The sequence below is a fragment of the Natrialba magadii ATCC 43099 genome (assembly GCF_000025625.1).
Lineage (GTDB): Archaea > Halobacteriota > Halobacteria > Halobacteriales > Natrialbaceae > Natrialba > Natrialba magadii.
Genome location: NC_013922.1, coordinates 3,609,546 through 3,626,594 on the forward strand (window position 1 = coordinate 3,609,546; position 17,049 = coordinate 3,626,594).

The following is a 17,049-nucleotide window of genomic DNA, read 5'->3' on the forward strand; positions in this document are numbered from 1 at the left end:
CGCCGCTCTGCTCGTCACGAATTGTTCCTCGCAGAAAGCGGGCCGGGCGCGATTTGAACACGCGACCGTCTGATTAAGAGTCAGACGCTCTGCCGGACTGAGCTACCGGCCCTTCACCTTCGACTTTTTGTCGACTGGTAAAATACGTTTCCCTTGAGTTGCGTTGTGACAGAGAGCGCCACGCTCGATCACGGTCGATCCATCGAGATGGATATACACACTATCACGACGTCACAATCTTCGGGAAGGTTAAGTGCGGTCGGTCCGACCACACGTTCACATGAGCACGGGGGTTACGATTTCGTCGATCTCTGACTACGCTATCTTGGGTTGTGGGAGCGTCGGCTACGCCGTCGCGGAAGAACTCGTCGAACAGGGGAAGGACGTACTGATCGTCGACCGCGACGAAAATCGCGTCGAATCGCTCCGCGATCAGGACCTAGACGCCCGCACAGCCGACATCAGCGAACCCGAGGTCGCCGACCTCGTCGACGACCGCGACGTCGTCCTCATCCTCGCCTCCGACGTCGAATCGAACAAGCAAGCCGTCGAACACATCCGCGCCGACAACGACAACCAGTTCGTCGTCGCCCGAGCAAGCGACCCCGTCTCCGGCGACGAACTCTCTACCCTCGGCGCAGACATCGTCATCAACCCCTCCTCCGTCATCGCCGAATCCGCACTCCGCGCACTCGAGTCCGGTGAACTCGAGTACAACGCTGGCAAACTCGCCCAGTTGGTCGAGGAGACGGGAACGCGGCTGGCGATCATCACGCAGGACAGCCCGGATCCGGACTCGATTGCGAGCGCGGCGGCGTTGCAGGCGATTGCAGATCATCTCGGCGTCGAGTCGGATATCATCTATCTGGGCGACGTGGGCCATCAGGAGAATCGGGCGTTCGTCAATCTGCTCGGCATCGACCTCGTGCAGTGGGACGAAATCGAGGATCGGTCGGTCTACGACAGTGTCGCGCTGGTCGATCGTGAGACGTCAGCCGAACTCGATCTCTCCGTTGATGCGGTGATCGACCACCGTGAGGCAGACCAGGAGTTCGAACCCGAGTTCGTCGACATTCGCCCGAATATGTCCTCGACGTCGACGATTATGACGAAGTACATCCAGGAGTTCGATATGAACGTTTCCGAGGAGGTTGCCACCGCCTTGCTCTACGGCATCCGCGCGGAGACGCTGGATTTCAAACGCGACACTACCCCCGCCGATCTGACGGCCGCAGCGTATCTCTATCCGTTTGCGAACCACGACACCCTAGAACAGGTCGAGTCGCCGTCGATGTCGCCCGAAACGCTCGACGTGCTCGCGGAGGCGATTGCTAACCGCGACGTGCAGGGGAGTCACCTCGTCTCGAACGCAGGGCTCGTCCGCGACCGCGAGGCACTCACGCAGGCGGCGAGTCATCTCCTGAATCTCGAAGGCGTCACGACGACGGCCGTCTTCGGCATCGCGGACGAAACCATCTTCCTCGCGGGCCGCTCGAAGGACATTCGCATCAACATCGGCAAGGTGTTAGACGACGCCTACGGCGAGATGGGTGAGACTGCGGGCCACTCGACACAGGCCAGCGCAGAGATTCCGCTGGGGATCTTCACTGGGATCGAAATCTCCGAGGATACGCGGGATACGCTGCTTGATCTGACCGAGGAAGCGGTCAAGCGAACGCTGTTCGATGCGATGGGCGTCGACGGTACCGAAGGGGCGAACGGGAGTTAGCGTTCAGGCGACCAGTTCGGTTTCTTCTTCGTCGGGGTCGCGGACGCGCTCGACGACATCGTTGATCAGGATGACGTCACCGACCGCACGCACCCAGCGGTAGGGTACGATGACGCCCTGCCCGGTCGCGGACTCCTCGGCGAACAGTTCAGTGTTCAGGTTGCCGAGTGCGAGTCCGGTGACGGTCTGGCCGTCGACGTTCAGTTGCAGGTCCTCGACTTCGCCGACGAAGACGCCGCTGTTCGAGTAGACCTCGCGTCCGACGAGAGAGGTGATCTCCTGGTGAGTGTTGTTGCCGTCCATGTCTGGGCACATGCGCGGCGTGCTCTTAATTGTTGGTCAGACGCGACAGTTGGCTGTAGCGACTAGATACGAGATCGTTCATATCGAGCTATAGAACCACTCACTCGGTATGCTATATCCACGGCACTGCCGTGTGGGGATCGCTGGAAGAGAGTGAGAGACGAGAAACTTCGGGCCAGCACTGGGATTGTGCCAGTGGCGATGTTCACTCTGGTACCATCGAGAGTGGCTCTGCCGTGTCGGCGAGCGCGGCGATCTGGTCGCGTGCCCACTCACACGCGACGGGATCCTCGTTGACGAGCAATCCACGAGGTTCGGCGTCTGCATCACAGATGAGGACGATCGTCAACGGCGTTGGTATGGATTTTGAGTCAGTAGCTGTTGGTGTTCTGTCACCATCAGTGTCATTCTTACGGCCACTACTACTGCCACTATCACAGCCACTGCCAGGACCACTACTACTGTCAGTATCGCAGCCACTGCCACGACCACAGCTACTGTCACTCTCAGTATCGACATCAGTATTGGCCTCGGTATCAGAATCGACCAGAATGAGGCCATACGACGGCGTCTGTGGCGCTTCACGCAAGACGAGGCGGCCAGTCGAAAGCGCACTCGCGGTCCCCTCCCGGAACGTACAGAGCAACGTCTGGATCGCCGACGCGGGCGCAGTCACCTCGATCGATTGGGCATCACCAACCGCAGTGCAGTAGGCACTCGCCAGACAGTGCGTCGGTCCCGGTGCCACCACCTGGTGGCTCGTGCCCGTTTGTAACAGCGCCTCGAGTGTACGCTCGAGTACGTCCACTGTCTCTCCCGCCTGGCTTGGCATCGTCCCTGGTCCCTTCCCTGTCCCAGTTTCGCCCGTGACCTGGCTCTTTGACTCAGACTCAGACTCAGACTCAGACTCGGACTCGGACTTGGACCCAGACTCAGACCCAGACCCAGACCCAGACCCAGACCCAGACCCAGACCCAGACCCAGACCCAGACCCAGACCCAGACCCAGACCCAGATCCAGACTCAGACTCGGACCCGGACTCAGACTCGGACCCGGACTCAAACAACTCGAGTACCACCTCATCAGGAAGCCAGTCAACGAGCTGTGCTGGCTCGGTCGAGGTCGTGATTGGCGTCGCGCCATCGACGACGCGCCAGCTTAGATCTTCGGTTGGCGGGAGCGACGCGAGTAACTCGCTCGTCCGCGTTACCTGATCGAAACGGGCAGACAGTCGGGTGAACGATCCGAGCGCGAGGTCGCCAGCGACAGTCAACTGGTACTGACAGCACCCGTCGCTGGTCGTCTGGTCGACCAACGCGGCATCCTGCAGCTCCGAGAGTCCCCTATCGACCGTCGACCGGGACACCTCGAGTTCGCTCGCGAGTTCGGACGGGCGAGCAGGGGCCGACGAGAGCCGCCGGAGCAGGGGTTCGCGACGACGAACGACGGCGAACAGCCCGTGGTCACTCACCATAATCGACAGGTGTGTTCGACACGGAGATAATGGTGGTGTTTGCTGGGACGGGAGGGATGAAGGCAGTGTTCTGACGCCGACCACTTATGAATGAGCGACAGATATATGTGTGTGTGACAGAGGGTGAGCAGTACATCGACGAATGAGTGTATAGGAGTCGACTTTGAATACTCGTGTGCCGGGGTGCCTCTGACAAACCGGCAGTGTTCGGTGGGTAGGCTGCCCGACTACGCACCGACATTTTCGTTTCGGGCGGCTCCAGATCAGGTCGACATCGACTCGTAGAGATCATCGAGCGCCGCGTGGTCGGAGAGCAGCGTCTTCATCTGGTCGACGGTAGCCGCGTCTCGAGTCCGACCGCTGCGGACGATGTCTTCGGCGCGTTCGACCGTGGTGAGCGTATCCGTCTGGATCGAAATAATCGGGAGTCCCTTCTCGGCCGCCTGCCCGATGACCGCACCGGACGGACGGTGGCCGCCGGTCAGGATGAGACAGCGAACGCCGGGGGCCTCGAGTGCTGCCGTCTGAATCTCCGCCCGGTCGCCGCCGGTGATGACGGCTGCGTCCTTCGTCCGGCGGAAGTAGCGCAGCGCGCTGTCGGCACCCATCGCGCCGACGGCGAAGCGCTCGACGTAGGCGTCAGCGCCGTCCTCGACGAGCAGTGTGCCGCCGAGTTCGTCCGCGAGCGTTTCGACAGTGACGCCTGAGAGCGACCGCTCGCTCGGAACAATGCCGAAGACAGTCACGCCACTGGTTTCGAGGAACGGCACGACATCCGTCTCGAGTTGGTCGTAGGCTGCATCGGTGACGTTGTTGAAGACGACGCCGACGAGTCGGTCGCCGAAGGCGTCGGCAGCGGCCAGCACGTCGTCGATGTCACCGGGGGTTTCGTAGGGGGCGACCAGCAGAACGCTGGCGTCGAGCAGCGCGGCGATGTCTGGGTCGGTAAGGTCGACAATGCCGCCCACGTCGTAGCGACCGCCACCTTCGACGAACATCCGGTCGCAATCGGCGGCGAGGCCCTCGTAGGCCTCGACGATCCGATTCTGGAGTTCGCCGGCGTCCTCGCGGCTGCGGATGGCCTGTTCGATGAACGTCGGTGAGTAGACGACGGGTTCTAGGTCGTGCATTTCCGCGTCGAGGTCGAGGAGTTCGCGGGCGAGCATGGGATCCTCGTCGAGCGTTTTGCCGACGTTGCTCTGCAGACGCGTCCCCTTGGGTTTCATGTAGCCGACCTGCTCGCCGCGGCTCTGTGCGAGGCGGGCGAGTGCCATGGTGATCGCGGTTTTGCCGGTGCTCTCCTCGAGTGAGGCGACGAGCAGCGTGTCGGCATCCGTTTCGGGTGTGGGACCGCTCGTCGACCTGGTTTCAGTGGTCGTGTTGGCGGTCTCGGTGGTGTTGCTGTGGTCGGTAGTGTCAGTGTCAGTGACGGGATCGGTGTCGGTGTCGGTGTTGGTTGCAGCGTCGGTGTTGGTGTTGGTTGCAGCGTCGGTGTTGGTGTCGGTATCAGTATCAGTATCGGTCATGACAGTTCCTCCGTATCGACGGTCAGTCGCAGATCGATCGCCTGTACCCCTTCAGGTCCCGCAACGAGCGGGTTCACGTCGAGTTCCAGAATCGCCGGGAAGTCGGTGACCAGTTGCGAGAGTCGCTGGATCGTCTCGACGATCGCGTCCACATCGGCTGGCTCCCGCCCGCGTGCGCCGCGCAACAACGGCGCAGCCCGAATTTCGTCGACCATTTCGCGGGCCGCGTTCTCGCCGATCGGTGCGACACGAACCGACGTATCCTCCAGAATCTCGACGAAGATGCCGCCGAGCCCGAACAGCAAGAGCGGGCCGAACTGCGGATCGCGGTTCACCCCGACGATGGTCTCGGTCGTCCCCTCCAGATCGAGCATCGCCTGTACCTGCACGCCGAGGATGGTCGCGTCGGGCTGGTAGTTGCGCGCCCGGGCGACCACGTCCTCGTAGGCGTCGTACACCTCGTCGTCGCTCACGCCGATTTTCACACCGCCGATATCCGACTTGTGAGTGATATCCGGGCTCACGATCTTCATCACAACGTCGCCCTCGATCGCTTCGGCAACCTCGCGAGCACGAGCCGGGTCGTCGACGATTTCGCCCGGCGGCGTCGGGATGCCGTAGGCGTCGAGCAACGCCATCGACTCGATCCCGAGTCGGTTGTCGTCCCGGCGCTCGACTCGTTCGAGAATCTCGCGTGCCCGCTCGCGGTCGACGTCGAACGCTGCGGGCTCGTCACTCGTCCGCTGGCCAACGTCTCGATAGCGCGCGAGCGCGTTGAGTCCGCTGACAGCACGCGCTGGATCGAAGTAGTTCGGAATGCCGAACTCGCGGAGCACCGTTTCGGCCGCTCTGGCCCGGTCGCCACCCATCAGACTGGTGACGATCGGTTTTTCGAAGTCCTGGCGCTTTTCGATGACGACCTCCGCGAGTTTGTCGTACTTGATCACCGCCGTCGGCGCACTGACGACGACCGCCGATCCGACGTTTGGATCAGCGAGGGCGATCTCGAGTGCCCGGCCGAAGCGGTCGATGTCTGCGTCGCCGATGGCGTCGATCGGATTGTAGACGTTTGCCTCGTCGGGCATCGCCTCCTGCAGTTTGTCGATTGTCTCGTCGGTGAAATCAGCCATTCCCAGCGTCGAGTCACCGACCGCGTCGGTCGTGAGTACGCCCGGACCGCCCGCGTTCGTTACGACGGCGACGCCGTCCGACTCTGGCGCGGGCAGCCCGGACAGCGCTCGCGCGGCGTCGAACAGTTCCTGGACGGAACTCGCACGGATGACACCAGCCTGCTCCAGCCCGGCCTCGTAGGCGCGCTCGCTGCCCGCGATTGCGCCAGTGTGTGATGAGGCAGCCTGCGCGCCGGCGTCGGTCCGGCCCGACTTGACGAGCACGATTGGCGTCTCCTCGGTGACCTCCCGGGCCGTCCGGATGAACTCGTCGCCGGCGTCGATATCCTCGAGATAGCCGATGATCACGTCGGTTTCCGGATCCTCTCCCCACTCGCGGACGAAGTCCGTCTCGTCCAGGATCGTCTTGTTGCCGAGCGAGACCACGTCCTGGAAGCCGATCCCCTGCTCGTTCGCCCAGTCGAGGACCGCTGTGATGAACGCCCCCGACTGACTCATGAAGGAGATCGACCCGTCACGGGCGCTCTCCGGGCCGAACGTCGCGTTCATGCTCACCGGTGTCGACATGACGCCCAGGCTGTTCGGGCCGACGACGTTGAGGTCGTACTCCGCTGCAATCTCGCGCAACTCTGCTTCTCGTCGTGCCCCCTCGCCGCCGCTCTCGGCGAACCCGGCCGTGATGACGACCACGTGTTGTGTACCCACCTCGCCGATCTCGCGGATCGTCTCGAGTACGGCCGGCGGCGGCACGACGACGACGGCCAGATCGAGTGGCGGTGCGCTGGCGACGTCTGGATACGCCTCGAGGCCGAGCACAGTCTCGTGGCTCGGGTTGATCGGAACGACCTCGCCGACGAACTCCTGGTGGAGGTTCTCGAGGATCGCGCGGCCGACCGCGCCCTCGCGTTCGGTCGCACCGATCACGCCGACAGTCTCGGGGGCGAACAGCTCGGATAACCGTCCCATCGGTCGAAGTGTCGACGGCAAGGGAGGTAAAACTGCACCCGGCTTCCCGCGGGGTGGGAGAAGGGTTAGATAAGAGATGAAAGTGGGGGAACAACAGAGTGGGCGCTCGCGTCAGTGCATCGAAATTGCAGCCGTCGACCGGTCTGAGACGACGATCGCGAGCAGGTAGATCCCGATAGCGGCGACGATGATGGAGCCACCGGCCGGGAGGCCCTGGCTAAACGCGAAGGCGAAGCCAGCCACGATCGAGAGTTCGCCGAACAGGATCGAGAGGTACAGCGTCTCACGGAAGCTCTGTGCAACCTGCGAGGCTGCGGCGACGGGGATGACGAGCATCCCGGCGACGAGAATTACGCCGAGGACCTGCATCGCGCCGACGACGACCACGGCGGTCATCACGACGAGCAGAGTGTTGTACCGCGTCACGTCGAGCTGGGCGACGCGAGCCGCCTGTTCGTCGAACGTGATGAACAGCAGCTGTTTGTACGTGACTGCGACGACGGCGACGACGGCCACGGTGAGCACAGCCATCAGCCGAGCGCCTCCAGCGGTGACGACACCGAGGCTTCCAAAGAGGAAATTCTCAATTTCGACGGCGATAGCGACGAAGCCACGACCCCAGCTAATCAGTAACGTCCCGACTGCGAAGCTCCCCGTGAGCATGATCGCAATCGGAACGTCACCGTACGTGCTCGTATGCTCCGTGAGCCACTGGACGCCGAGTGCGCCGAGCACGCTCACGACAAGTGCGATGAGCAGCAGTGATCCGTCCCAGCCAGTCAGTCCCGAGAACAGGATGCCAACTGCAATGCCGGCGAACGCGGTGTGAGCGAGCGTCTCGCCGATGAGTGCCATCTGCCGGTGGACGAGATACGTACCGACCAGCGGCGCGACGATGCCGACCAGGATTCCCGTCGCAATCTGTCGCCAGACGAACGCATGCTGGAAGAGGTTCGACCCGATCACGTAGTCCAGCCACATACCGGCGATCAGCACCTGCTCGAAGAGCAACTCCGCGGCTGGGCCGATTCCCGTTACCGTGTACGCCGACTCGAGTGACGGATGCAGACCCGCGAGCGGATAGTGGCGGAGCCAATCGATGAGCAGAAACCCGATCAGGAGCGCAGCAACTGCGCCGACGAGCGCGATACCGGTGAGTTCGGCGCGCCGACGGAGAGAGCGTGGCGTATGGCCTCGTCGGCTCTCCTCCTCGCGTGGCGTCGCGTGTGCTGGCGACGGTGTGTCAGCAGCCGGATTCGTGTTCGTCTTCGACTCCGAATCCGTACCCGACTCCATATCCGACTTAGACGGCGACTCTGTCCCGGTCATCAGTGGTGGTGGTGCACGACAGTTCCCGTCGCGCCGTAGGCTTCACTCAGCGCATCGCTCTCGACGAACGACTCCGTGTCGCCGTGATGATACAGCTCTGTATTGATACAGGCGATACGATCCGCGCGGTCCGTGACGACACCGATATCGTGCTCGATCAAGATGATCGCGATGCCGTCGTCGTTCAGCGACTCGAGTAGCTGGTAGAACGCGTCCCGAGATTCGGCGTCGACGCCGACGGTCGGTTCGTCGAGCGCGAGCAGGTCCGCCTCCGAGGCGAGCGCGCGTGCAATGTAGGCCCGCTGGCGCTGGCCGCCGGAGAGTTCGTTGACCCGCTGTTCTGCGAGGTCCGTGATGCCGACCGTCTCGAGTGCCTCTTCGGCGATGGCCTCGTCGTCGGCGGAGAGGCGGGAGTGGCCGGCGTGGGCGAATCGGCCCATACGGACGCACTCGCGGACGGTGACGGGCATCGTGCCGCCGCGGCTGGTCGCCTGCTGGGAGACGTAGCCGATGCGGTTGCCCTGGTCGAAGTCGTCGACAGGCTGGCCGAACAGTTCGACCGAGCCCTCATCCGGGGAGAGCAGGCCGAGCATGAGATGAAGGAGTGTGGTCTTCCCCGACCCGTTCGGGCCGATAAGTCCGAGAAAGTCCCCCTGATCGACGGTCAGACTCACGTCCGAGACGGCGGGCTGTTCGCCATAGGAAAACGATACGTCCTGGCAGTCGACGACCGAACTCACTGTAGTCTCACTTCCTGTTGGGCGGTCCGTGCGTTTAGTTCTTCCAGTTCGCGATTGCGGCTCCGGGTGCAAGTATGCAGTTCTGATTGGCTGAGTGCGGACAGAGCGACAGCCGGGAGGGATTGATTCGTGGCCACTGCGATCACTCCGCCTCGAGTGCCTTCCGAAGCGCGGGCAGGTTCAGTTCCTCCATCTGTTCGATCCAGCCCCAGTCCTGCTCGTTCCACTCGTCGGTCGTCCCCTCAGCAGGGCTGATCGCCTCGGCCTCGGTCGCCTGGCTGTTCTCGAGGAGGTGATCGACCTCCCGAGGCACGTCACCGTTGGTGGCGTCGAACGGATCGTAGAGGATCGTCTCGATACCCCGTTCGTCGATCAGGTCGATCGTATCCGCCAGATCACCGGTCGTAACCTCTGCGTCGGGCGAGATCGTCGTCGGCGTGTGGATCTCGAAGCCGTATCGCGTTTCGAGGTACTGGAACGAGTCGTGGCCGGCGAGGACGGCGATCTCTTTCGTCGCCTCGTCTGAGAGGGTCTCGAACTGCTCGTCAACTGCATCGAGACGGTCGATGTAGTCTGCCGCGTTCTCCTCGTACAACGATGCGTTGTCCGGATCTATCTCCGCGAGGCCGTCCGCGATCGTCTCGACCATCTGCTGGGCGATCACCGGATCAGTCCAGACGTGCGGGTCATAGAACTCCGGCACGGAGTCGTCCTCGACCGACGGCTCGTCGACGACGTCGGCGGTCATGTTGTCCGCGCTCGTATCCCAGATCACCTCACCGTCTGCGACGAGTTCGAAGACGACGCGCGTACGGCCGGTCTCGAGGCCGTGGAAGACAATATGATCGCCCTGTGACTCGATCTCGACGACGTCGTCCGCCGCGCCCTCAGTCACTCGAGCGTCGATCCGGAACGGTTCGTCCTCGCCGAGCGGGAGGACACGATCTTCGTCGTCCGTGAAGACACCGTCGACTGTGGCGTAGTCGTCGACCGGGACTTCGGGAAGGTTTCCGTGCCAATGGTCTCCGTGCCAGTAGGCGACCTCGGCGTCCGTTCGCCGGTTGTAGACGTCGAACTCCGCGACCGTGACATCGCTCGGATCGTACTCGGCGTCGGTGTCGGGCTCCCGATCACCGTCCTCGCTTCGGGCCGGAATGAGACTGGACTCGAGTCCCTCCATTGCATCGATCAGCCTCACGTCGCTGCCATCGGCTTCGATATCCGCAGCGACGTTTTGCGCCCACGAGAACTCGGCGGTGTCGAGATAGATGAAGACGTTCGAACTGACGATGTCGCGACGGAGATCCGCAGGTGGTTCCCAGCCGTGGCCCATCTCGCCGGTCTGGATTGGATTCTCGATCTCGAGTGCGTCCCCGCTGATATGCTGTGCCCAGTCCCAGAGCGCGAAGAACGCGGCGTAGCCGCCTTCGGACTCTGAGCCACCATCTGGTTCGCTCAGACAGCCGGCCCCAGCGGCGAGAGCGGCGGCCCCCGCCCCGGCCGTGAGCACCGAACGACGTGACAGCTTCATAGCTATGAGTACGGTCGGTCGAATAAAAGGATTGTTATGGGACCTCGTTATTTTAATAACACGCCGGCATCTGATCGGGGGTGGTTAGTAACGACGGTGCGGGAGAGACACCGTCGGTGCAGGCTGGTGGAGCAAAACAGAAGCGCAGCGGGTTTCGGGCGATGACTTCAGCGGCCGTCAGCAGTTATAGTAGCCACTGCAAGTCAATACACACCTGATCGCCAGCCTGCTCGGCGATCAGTGTGTGAATAGTTGCAGTTGTTACTATAGTTTTGCTGCATTCGCGGCCGTCTCGGCGGCCATCGGGAGCGCAGGTCAACGAACCGATTCAGTGTTCGTGATCGTCGTCGTGGTCGTGGCCGTCGTGGTCGTGGCCGTCGTCGTCGTGGTCGTGGTCATGATCATGGTCATCATCGTCGTGATCATGGGCATGATCATCATCGTCGTGATCGTGGTCGTCTATATCGTCGACAACCTCGACCTCAAGCGCAGGCGACTCCCAGTCAGCGTGATCGCCGTGCCAGATCTGGAAGACGATATCGGTGATCCCCGTTTCCTCGCCGGTGATGTGGAGGTGGTCGCCGTGTGACTCGAGGTCGACGATCTCCTGTGCGCCGTCTGCCAGGCGCGCGTTGAGCGTGTACTCCTCGTCGTCACCGAGGGCGATTTCGTCACCGTGGTCGTCTTCGACGTGTGCTTCGACCGAGAGGTTGTCGTCGTCGGGCACGAGCAGCGGGTCACCGTGCCAGTGGTCGCCGTGGACGTACACGGCAACGTCGTCAGTATCGCGGTCGATGACCTCGAACGTCTCGATGTCCATGTGGTCATGGTCATGATCATGGTCATCATCGTCGTGATCGTGGTCATGATCATCATCGTCGTGATCGTGGTCGTCATCACCGTTGTGGTCGTGGTCGTCGTCTCCGTTTCCACCGTCGTCCTCTTCATCGTCGCTCAGGCACCCGGCGAGGCCGAGCACACCGAGCGAACCAGTGGTTGCGAGCAACGAGCGGCGTGTCGTATCACGTGGATCAGTCGCCATTGTTAGTGTCTACTCACCCAATACCACTGATTAGTAATTAACCCACTGGTTTTGTTAAACGCGGCGTGGAAGTCCTAGGTCGCCACAGACAACGGCGAGGCGTCCGCATACCGCCGTAACCGATCCGGATCGATCGGAAACACCGCTTCCGGCGTCCCCGCCGCCGCCCAGACCGTCTCGTACTCGAGTAGCGTCTCGTCGATCACGACGGGAACAGACCGGTCGTGGCAGAACGGCGGGACGCCACCGATGGACCAGCCGAGTTCCTCGCGGATGCGGTCGGCGTCGGCCATGGAGACGTCGTCAGCGGCCGCGTCGAACGCCTCGGCGAGCGCGGCCTCGCTGACGCGGTTTGCGCCACTGGTGACGGAGACGACAAGCGAGCCGTCGACGTCGAAAACGAGCGAACTGGCGATCTGTGCTACGTCGCAGCCGACGGCCTCGGCGGCGTCGGTTGCTGTTTTCGTCCCTTCGGGGAACTCCTCGACGGCTGGATCGAAGTCGAATTCGGTGCGTGCCTGTGCTGTGAAAGACTGTGCGCGTTGATGCATCGCTCATTGAAGCGATTTCCGGGAGTTTGCAAAAACATTGCCCAGTGTTGACGTCCTACAGTCGTCCAGGTGTGGGCATGCGCTGCGAGGACGAGCAAGCGACGTCAGTTCTCGAGTCCGATCTGCATTCGAACGCCGTCGAGCCGGTGGTATTCCGGCTGCTGGTTCGGATCGTCGGTTCGGACCACCTCGAACACGTCGAATCGGATTACGAGCCGCCCCGGTGCAATCGTCGCCCGAAGAATCGGCCCGCAACTCGTCAGGACCACGTAGGGCGGCGCAGCCACAGGCTGTGCCTGGAGCTCGTATCCCGTCGCATCTACCGCTGACGCGAGGACCGTCGGAAGGGTCTCGAGTACGCCGGCCGACTCGAGTTCGCTCCGGAGGGAGTCGACGAGGGTATCGGGGCTCGTCGTTCGGGCGGTGTCCCAGTCGCGCGTGACGCGCGTTGCGCAGTCGTCGATAGCCGCGATTGTATCGGCGTGCTCCTCGCGGAGATGGCGTCTGGCGGCCCGGACTGGGTGAGACACGGTGTGATAGGCGTGGTGAAGGAACGTACTAAGCTCTCCCGATTTGGACGGCTACTGCAGAACGGGCGGAACCTGACCGACTCAGTCGCTCCGCCGTTCGACGACACCGATTCGGATCGAATCGACGTTCGAGAGCACAGTCTCGAGACGTTGTTTCCACGGCGGTTCGTCGACCGACTCGAGTTCGCGCTGCAGTTCCGAGTTCTCCGTCTCGAGGTCTCTGGTGAGTGATTCCAGGTGGCTGACCCGGTCTTCCAGCCGGTACCGCCGGGATCGCTGTGCCGCGAGATCGTTTCGAAGCTGTGCGCGCTCGCGCTCGAGGCGCTCGATGCGATTTCGGAGCCGCTCCCGTTCGCGCTGGGTGTCGTCGACGAACGCCTCGCGATCCGTGGCGGCGATCGACGTCTGTGAGAGCGACTCTTCGTCAGTGGGCTCGAGTCGACCCGTTCCGACTGCGTTGATCACCGCACCGACGAGCAGGATGAGGCCGCCGAAGTAGAGCCACGTCAGGAGCAACAGGACGGCTCCGACGGGACCTGCCGCCTCGGAGTCGCCGGCGAAGGAGACGTAGACATGAAAGAGCGACTGGAGGACAGTCCAGCCGATCGCAGCGACGACGACGCCCGGCAGCACCTCGCGGGCGGTAACATCGACATCGGGAAAGTAGTAGAACATCGGCAAGAACGCAATCGACAGGATAACGACGAGAATCAGCGGACTCACCAGTCCGAGGAACGGAATATCCGGGAAGAACGCAAGCAGTAGACTTGCCGCACTGGCTGCAATCAACGCACCACCGATCGCACCGAGAACGAGACCGGCATCACGCAGTTGCTGGACGAACGAGCCCGTCCCGCCCGCCTCGTAGATTTCGGAGAACGCGGTGTCGAGTCCCCGGAAGATTTTGAGCGCACCCCAGACGAGAACGACGACGCCAATGAGTGTCGATCCCGCAGTGGCGGGCGATTCTGCGATCGCATCCTCGACCATCATCTGTCCGCTTTCAGGTAGGAACTCTCCCGTCGACGTCGCAACCTGACTCGCGAACTGTTCATCGCCCAGAATTGTAACGACGAAGAAAATGAGCACGAGTAGCGGAAGTAACGAGATAAACGCCTGGTAGGCAATTCCCGCGGCCATAAACGGCACGTTCTTCTCCTGAATCCCTGCGACGACAGTTTTCCCAAATGAGACCGCGTCCCCAAAGTCGGTTGCCATACCTCCGGTACAACAGCACCGCAAATAGGTGGTTTGCCTGGGTTCGCACGGCGCGAGCGGCCTGTCTCAGCGCTAGTCGCGGTTCGAACGCTCCGCACGGAACTGCACAACCGTCTCGTGATCCGGCATCGCCGTCATCGCACCGCGCTCGGTCGTCGTTATCGCAGCGACAGCACACGCGAACTCGAGCGCCGCAGCGATCGAAACGCCATCGCGCAGCGCCGAAATCATGCCTGCCACGAACGCATCACCCGCTCCAGTCGTGTCCACCGTCTCGACCTCTCTTCCAGCGTTCTCGACCACGAGCGGCCCTGAACCGGACTCCTGCTCTGGGTCGGTCTCCACCCACGGCAACTCCTCGCTCTCCACACCATCTGTGCCCTCTCCGCTGCTTACAACCGCGACGGCACCCTCACTCCCACGCGTGACGAACACCGTCTGCGGACCCGCAGCCTGCGCGAGTACGTCTTCGCCGAGCGCCGCCGGCGTCTCCCCCTCGAAGCCGAGCAACTCGAGTTCCCCCGCCGTCGCCTTGCACACGTCAGTCGCCGCGAGCGCCTCCCGACAAACCCGCCTGAACGTTTCTGGCGACTCCCAAAGTTCCAGCCGCGCGTTCGGATCGAACGACACGGTACAGCCGGCGTCGGCGGCCCGGTTGACCAGGTCAAGCGTCGCCGTCCTAGCGGGTTCGGTCGCCAGGGTGACGCCGCCGACGTGAACCCACTCGAGTGCCGCGAGCGTCTCGTCGTCGATCCGCCCGGGTTCGAGGCGGGTGTCTGCGGTCCCATCGCGGTAGAAGGTGAATTCGCGGTCGCCGGTGTCGTCGTGGGTGACGAACGCGAGGCTCGTCTTCGCGGCTGGATCGAACTCGAAGTAGCGCTCGGGCAGACCGTGGTCGGCGAGTGTCGCAGCGAGAAAGCGACCGAACGGATCGTCGCCGACGCGGGTCCAGAACAGCGGCGGGGAGTCGAGGTGTGCGAGGCCGACGGCGACGTTCGCGGGTGCGCCGCCGGGCCGCCGATCGAACCGATCGACATCGTCGAGCGGGCCGCTCTCTGCCGGCAGAAAGTCGACGAGCGTTTCGCCAGCAACGAGAACAGAGGGAGCAGTCCGCATGTGCGTACTCAGTTCGACGTGCCCTATCGGCGTTCCGGTCCCTGCCGGGTTCAATCCGACCACCGATTGTCAATCGGATAGTATATTATGCTGTGATTGTAACCTGTGGGAACATGCGTACTTCGTTCCCGCGACGCCGGTTGCTCGCGACGACCGGTACGATCAGCGCCCTCGCCATCGGTGCCGGCTGTCTCGACGATTCGGATTCAGAGTCCGATCCCGATTCAGAAGAGCCAGCCGACTCCGAAACGGAGTCGGACGACACCACGAACGGCACCGACGACTCGACCAGTAGCGTCTCGGCAGCTACCGATCTGCGCACACAGTTCCAGTGGCTTCCGGCCGCAGTCGACGCGGACAAAGACGTGACCATCCACTACGCCGATCTTACTGCAATCCGAGACCACGAGTCCGAACTCAGTGACGACTTGCGCGAGTCGACGCAACTCGAGTTAGCCGACCTCGATATCGGCAATATCGACCAGTTTGGCGATGCAACGGCGATCGATGCCAGCCTCTCGTTCGGCAGCAGCAGCAACGCAGCGAACGTCGCGTTCGGCGGTTCCTTCGAGCCGGACGCTGCCGATGCGGAGCCGACGGAGACCGTCGGCGAGTTCAATCTCTTCGAACACGAGAATGGAACTCTCGCTGTCTCCGAAGAGTGGCTCCTCGCCAGTGATCCCGACGGACTCGGCGTCGAGACACTCCTCGAGGCCGGCCGCGAGGAGACGGAACTGCTGGTCGAGACGGACGAGACAACCGCGACGCTGGCGGGGGAACTCGAGTCCACCACCATCGCAGTCGGGCGGGTGACGGGAGCCGACGCGGCTACCGGCGAACTGGCGGCAGTCGGTCACGGTGCGACACTCGACAGTGAGACCTCGACTGTCACGTTCGTCGGGGTTACTGCCGACGGTGACGATCCCGATTCGCTCCGCGAGGAACTCGAGCGCTCGGGTGGCGGGCTCGAGGACTTCACGGTCGAAACGACGGAGTCGACTGCGGTGGGGGAGGGGACCGTTCCAACGGACGAGGTCCAGTTGCCCTCGCTTGGGCAGTCGGTCGAGCAGGAAGTGCAGGCCGGTGTCTCGATCGACGTTGACCACGGGGAACAGATGGCCGAGGTGTTCTTCACCTCGAGTGGAACCGCTGAGTATGTCGAGGTCGAGGATGATCTGAACCAGTCCAAGAGACTCGATGAGGTCGGTGACCGTGTAACGCTGACCTACGACGAGGGAGACGAGACGACCATCCGAGTGATTGCTGTTGCCGGTGACAGGAAGACGGTCGTCATGACAGAGGACATCTCGCCCTCATAGTCGTTTCTTCGTTCATTTCCGCATCCGTCTCGGTGAAACGGAATACAACGAAGTTGAGTGATTCAGACATGGACCATTCGAAGCGTCTTGGTATCCGGGCCGCACTCGCAACTGCTTTGCTGGGTGCCACCCTCCCGTGGATCAGAGTCAACCCGCACGCTGAGGCACAACTGCTGACCTACATCTCGGGAATGGGCTCCGGCCTCGAGACGTACGGCTTTCTTGTCGTCCCGCTCGTCCTCGTCACGTTCGCCGGGACGGTACTCGAGTACCCCTGGATCAGTACCGGCCCGTTCCGTGCGGGTGTCGGGGGTGCAATGGTTGCGCTCCCGCTGTGGTTCAGTTGGTGGACCGGCTACGGCGTGAGTGGGTCGCTCATTATGGGGAGCGGCGTGTACGTGACGGCCGTCGGCGGCGTCGTGCTTCTCGTGCTGGAACGGCGGGCCCTGAGTCGGTTTGTACCGGGATCGGGGTAGGTGGCCCCAGGCCGGGACTGGGACTATAGTAGCCACTGCAAGTCACTGCACACCTGATCGCACGACTGT

Annotated in this window: 15 protein-coding genes and 1 tRNA gene; 3 read left to right on the top strand and 13 right to left on the bottom strand. The window is 62.6% G+C overall.

Features of this window, described 5'->3' with window-relative positions; all coding sequences use genetic code 11:
- Positions 1-38: 38 nt before the first annotated feature.
- A tRNA-Lys gene (locus NMAG_RS16805) sits at positions 39-112 on the bottom strand.
- Between the two features lie 168 nt (positions 113-280).
- Between NMAG_RS16805 and NMAG_RS16810 the strand changes: the two genes are divergently transcribed.
- A complete protein-coding gene (locus NMAG_RS16810) occupies positions 281-1,729 on the top strand; it encodes a DHH family phosphoesterase (RefSeq protein WP_004267787.1) in 1,449 nt (482 codons plus the stop codon).
- 3 nt (positions 1,730-1,732) lie between these two features.
- On the opposite strand, the gene NMAG_RS16815 is transcribed toward NMAG_RS16810, so the two are convergent.
- The 12 genes from NMAG_RS16815 to NMAG_RS16870 form a co-directional block, all read right to left on the bottom strand.
- Positions 1,733-2,044 (bottom strand): PRC-barrel domain-containing protein, encoded by a 312-nt coding sequence (locus NMAG_RS16815; protein ID WP_394295566.1) that lies wholly within the window; start codon positions 2,042-2,044, stop codon positions 1,733-1,735.
- Positions 2,045-2,237: 193 nt separating this feature from the next.
- Positions 2,238-3,506, bottom strand: coding sequence for an ArsR family transcriptional regulator (locus NMAG_RS16820; RefSeq protein WP_004267785.1), 1,269 nt, complete (start codon positions 3,504-3,506; stop codon positions 2,238-2,240).
- A gap of 263 nt (positions 3,507-3,769) precedes the next feature.
- Positions 3,770-5,032 carry a phosphotransacetylase family protein gene (locus tag NMAG_RS16825; RefSeq protein ID WP_004267784.1) on the bottom strand — a complete coding sequence of 421 codons (1,263 nt, stop codon included), beginning with the start codon at positions 5,030-5,032 and terminating at the stop codon, positions 3,770-3,772.
- Entirely contained in the window at positions 5,029-7,128 is a 2,100-nt protein-coding gene (locus NMAG_RS16830; protein WP_004267783.1) for an acetate--CoA ligase family protein, read from the bottom strand. The genes NMAG_RS16825 and NMAG_RS16830 overlap by 4 nt, the downstream gene beginning before the upstream one ends.
- A gap of 111 nt (positions 7,129-7,239) precedes the next feature.
- Complete coding sequence (locus NMAG_RS16835; protein WP_012996841.1) at positions 7,240-8,457, bottom strand: metal ABC transporter permease; 1,218 nt, start codon at positions 8,455-8,457, stop codon at positions 7,240-7,242.
- Positions 8,457-9,197, bottom strand: coding sequence for a metal ABC transporter ATP-binding protein (locus tag NMAG_RS16840; RefSeq protein ID WP_004267781.1), 741 nt, complete (start codon positions 9,195-9,197; stop codon positions 8,457-8,459). The genes NMAG_RS16835 and NMAG_RS16840 overlap by 1 nt, the downstream gene beginning before the upstream one ends.
- Before the next feature lie 142 nt (positions 9,198-9,339).
- Positions 9,340-10,728, bottom strand: a complete 1,389-nt coding sequence (locus NMAG_RS16845; RefSeq protein WP_004267780.1) for a metal ABC transporter substrate-binding protein — start codon at positions 10,726-10,728, stop codon at positions 9,340-9,342.
- Positions 10,729-11,056: 328 nt separating this feature from the next.
- On the bottom strand, positions 11,057-11,770 hold the full coding sequence (locus NMAG_RS16850; RefSeq protein WP_004267779.1) for a hypothetical protein: 714 nt from the start codon (positions 11,768-11,770) through the stop codon (positions 11,057-11,059).
- Positions 11,771-11,844: 74 nt separating this feature from the next.
- Entirely contained in the window at positions 11,845-12,321 is a 477-nt protein-coding gene (locus NMAG_RS16855) for a YbaK/EbsC family protein (RefSeq protein WP_004267778.1), read from the bottom strand.
- A 104-nt stretch (positions 12,322-12,425) separates the two neighbouring features.
- Positions 12,426-12,851 (bottom strand): hypothetical protein, encoded by a 426-nt coding sequence (locus NMAG_RS16860; protein WP_004267777.1) that lies wholly within the window; start codon positions 12,849-12,851, stop codon positions 12,426-12,428.
- An 81-nt stretch (positions 12,852-12,932) separates the two neighbouring features.
- Positions 12,933-14,069, bottom strand: coding sequence for a YihY/virulence factor BrkB family protein (locus NMAG_RS16865; protein ID WP_004267776.1), 1,137 nt, complete (start codon positions 14,067-14,069; stop codon positions 12,933-12,935).
- A gap of 72 nt (positions 14,070-14,141) precedes the next feature.
- On the bottom strand, positions 14,142-15,185 hold the full coding sequence (locus NMAG_RS16870; RefSeq protein WP_004267775.1) for a carbohydrate kinase family protein: 1,044 nt from the start codon (positions 15,183-15,185) through the stop codon (positions 14,142-14,144).
- Between the two features lie 113 nt (positions 15,186-15,298).
- On the opposite strand from NMAG_RS16870, the gene NMAG_RS16875 reads away from it, so the two are divergent.
- Both NMAG_RS16875 and NMAG_RS16880 read left to right on the top strand, forming a co-directional pair.
- Positions 15,299-16,504, top strand: coding sequence for a hypothetical protein (locus tag NMAG_RS16875; protein WP_004267774.1), 1,206 nt, complete (start codon positions 15,299-15,301; stop codon positions 16,502-16,504).
- 68 nt (positions 16,505-16,572) lie between these two features.
- On the top strand, positions 16,573-16,980 hold the full coding sequence (locus tag NMAG_RS16880) for a hypothetical protein (RefSeq protein WP_004267773.1): 408 nt from the start codon (positions 16,573-16,575) through the stop codon (positions 16,978-16,980).
- Positions 16,981-17,049: the final 69 nt, after the last annotated feature.